This window comes from Undibacterium sp. Di27W (assembly GCF_049340345.1).
In the GTDB taxonomy this organism is placed as follows: domain Bacteria; phylum Pseudomonadota; class Gammaproteobacteria; order Burkholderiales; family Burkholderiaceae_D; genus Undibacterium.
Map to the genome: position 1 here is coordinate 1 of NZ_JBMPOS010000121.1, position 386 is coordinate 386.

At 50.0% G+C, this 386-nt stretch carries 1 protein-coding gene; it reads right to left on the reverse strand.

Annotation, left to right across the window (positions count from 1 at the left end; genetic code table 11):
• A partial coding sequence (locus tag ACO0LF_RS31575) for a hypothetical protein (RefSeq protein ID WP_423021380.1) occupies positions 1–386 on the reverse strand: 386 nt, incomplete at both ends.

Consider the following 386-nt stretch of genomic DNA (forward strand, 5'->3'; position numbering starts at 1 on the left):
TTGTAGCTGTAGGTAGTGATATTGCCGCTGGTGTCGCTGGCGGTGGCCAGTTTCCAACCACTGTTATTACCTTTATAAGTTTCTGTTTGGTGAGTGATGCTATTGGTCCAGGTCCAGGTGGAACCCTCACTACTGAGCGTATCAAATTCACCACTGCCCTGCACACCTACATAGAGTTGTCGGGTGCTGTCATAAACAAACTTACTGACAGTTCCATCCTGGGCAACGCGTTCCACTTGGCTGCCTGCGGTATTGACAGTACCAGACAAATTGTTAATGCGACGGTAACCATTGATCCACCAGGCATCACCATTGTCATCATTGAGCTTGCCCTGGCTGTTGTAGGTGCGTAGCAGGGAAACATCACTGCCACGGCCTTCCATCAC